The 2,153-nt window shown below is 41.7% G+C and carries 3 protein-coding genes and 1 pseudogene; all 4 read left to right on the top strand.

What is annotated here, in order from left to right; translation table 11 throughout:
• Positions 1 to 48 precede the first annotated feature (48 nt).
• The 4 genes and pseudogenes from UF06_RS26905 to UF06_RS15775 all read left to right on the top strand — a co-directional run bounded on the left by UF06_RS26905 (position 49) and on the right by UF06_RS15775 (position 1,455).
• On the top strand, positions 49 to 210 hold the full coding sequence (locus UF06_RS26905; RefSeq protein ID WP_171816742.1) for a hypothetical protein: 162 nt from the start codon (positions 49 to 51) through the stop codon (positions 208 to 210).
• A pseudogene (locus UF06_RS24635) lies at positions 165 to 368 on the top strand (arginase family protein); the annotation flags it as partial. The gene UF06_RS26905 and the pseudogene UF06_RS24635, both read left to right, overlap by 46 nt.
• A 160-nt stretch (positions 369 to 528) precedes the next feature.
• The gene (locus UF06_RS15780; protein WP_045571286.1) at positions 529 to 1,011 is read left to right on the top strand and encodes a hypothetical protein; all 483 of its coding nucleotides are present in this window, start codon (positions 529 to 531) and stop codon (positions 1,009 to 1,011) included.
• Positions 1,012 to 1,236: 225 nt separating this feature from the next.
• Complete coding sequence (locus UF06_RS15775; protein WP_017049924.1) at positions 1,237 to 1,455, top strand: DUF6500 family protein; 219 nt, start codon at positions 1,237 to 1,239, stop codon at positions 1,453 to 1,455.
• Positions 1,456 to 2,153: the final 698 nt, after the last annotated feature.

The raw sequence follows: 2,153 nt of genomic DNA, 5'->3' as shown, positions 1-2,153 counted from the left end.
TAGAGCAATAATGGAAAGGGCCGCGTATTCCAAAGCGATGGTAAAGAAGTGAAGTTGACATTAACTGGCTATTTTTGGCGATATGGTATCAGAAAAGCCATTCAGGTATCGATTTTCCGGATGAACCAGAAAAGCCATTCAGGTATCGATTTTCCGGATGAACCGGTTCTCTATTCCGTGCATGTGCTACGCCGAATGTTGGCGGTTTAACTGCAAGAGAGTCCCTCTACTTGGTTCATTCACTTGCCTCGAGTAACAAGTTCATTGGCGCTGAGTTTGTTGAATATATGCCAGAGCGAGATGTTAATGGTGTATCAAAGGAACTAATGGTAAAACTTATCGATGCAGCTTTGGGGTTCAAGTCGTAATTTCGTATAACAAAGCGTTCAAGAGGGACAGCCAACGCGTGGCATTTTTACTGTGCGTTGGTTTTTGTGGTTACGGTGTTATGCGTTAAGTTGGTAGTGGCGTTGGCTGCCCCTTAACGCGGCGTTATGGCGCAGGGCAAATTTCAGCCTAGGGAACTATATGAGTGATAAAGTGAAAGTAGCCTTGAACTGGCTCAAAGAACTCTTGGATTCTGAGGCGGTTGAGTACCAAATTGTTGGTGGGCTAGCTGCAACGATCCATGGCGGCAGTCGTGAAATAGCGGACATAGACCTTTATATCCGTAATTCTGACGCAAACAAGGTCTTGGCTCGTGTATCGCAGTTCATATCTAAACCGTTAACTCATTACGCTGAATACGGTTGGGATCTAGAGTATTTCCAGTTGGTTTATCAAAATCAGAAAATTGAAATCGGTTTATCACAAAGCACGAAGATACAATCTGCTCTAGATGGCTCTTGGCATGAGCTTGAAATCCATTTTTCAGAGTCAGTGATAAAACACTATAAGGGCATTGAATTACCAGTTATGCCAGTCCATCATCTCGTTGAGTACAAGCGAATCTTGGGTAGGGAAGTCGACCTAATTGACATACAAGAACTAACATTGAGTTCAGCACCATAACAAAGCGTTTAAGAGGGACTCATGCCGCGTGGCATTTCTAGCATGCGGTGATTTAAGTGTTGAAAATGGTCTACGGAAGGTGGGTTTAGGCGGCATTCGCCCCTTAACGCGGCGTTATGGCTCATTCAATTGGCTGGGGCTGTATATAAAAACAGTTTTTCTTGTTTTCATGCTTTAATCTGTATAAGTTACCCATCATTTTCTAACAAAGCAGGCAATTAACAAGTGCGTAGTTCATTGAGAAAAAAGGTAATTCAAGTTTGTTCCAAGAAGATTGAACAGAAGGGTGATAATGTAGGCGTTTCATTTTATGCATTTTTTGCTAATAAAAATGACGATCCAGATTTGTTAATGGAAGCCGCCACATGGTGGATTCAAGAACACAAATTAGACCATTTTGAAAAAGCTCATAAAATCATGGCAATGGTAAAATCTGATATTTAGTGAACTGAGCCATAACAAACGGTTTAAGAGGGACTGCCAACGCGTGGCGGTTTTTGCTTAAATCAACATTTGTGATTACGGTTGCTATTTTAGGTTCGGTGTTTTGCGTTGTCAGCCCCTTAACCGGGCGTTAGCTTAAAACACATAAAATCAATTGGTTGTGGTTTTTTCTTTCTTCTCTTGGCAATTCGTTCTGGTTTCTCGGCAAATCAGCATTGTTTGTCAACGCGAGTTTTGAGCTGTTGCCTCAATTGAGTTTTTGTATTGCGCGAGGTTAGTCAGTTTGGTGCAAAGTCGCTTTGGAAGTTTTGCTTTCGCTTTGAGTTTTCCGAAAGTGAATTCTCAAAATTTTCGGGTTTTTAAATCGCACGATAAGGCCACAAAGTTTGAACCAATTCGGGTTTCAAAACGCAGGTGGTTTGTTGGTTTTCCAAATTGGTTTAATCTCAGTTTTGGTAAATCTAAGGTGCTGAAATTTAAGCTAACAAACTGCTTAAGTGGGATTCGCAATGCGTGGCATTTTTGGTTTGCGTTGGTTTTAGTGATTACGTAGTGTTGCGGAAGCTTTTGCAGTGCATTGCTCACCCCTTAGCAGGGCGTTAGCCGTCATGGAGCTTGCTATACTCAAAGTGATAGAATAGTATCACTTTAGTATTCCTTTGGAGCCGCTCTCATGAAAGTAGAACTAGTTACATCAC

Origin of the sequence: Vibrio sp. S234-5, assembly GCF_000960595.1 — a bacterium.
Lineage (GTDB): Bacteria > Pseudomonadota > Gammaproteobacteria > Enterobacterales > Vibrionaceae > Vibrio.
The sequence above is the reverse complement of the archived record's forward strand: the minus strand, read 5'-3'. Positions and strand labels throughout refer to the sequence as shown.

Coding starts and splice junctions, on each gene's coding strand:
- UF06_RS15780 (WP_045571286.1), top strand. CDS start 529: ATGAGTGATAAAGTGAAAGTAGCCTTGAACTGGCTCAAAGAACTCTTG.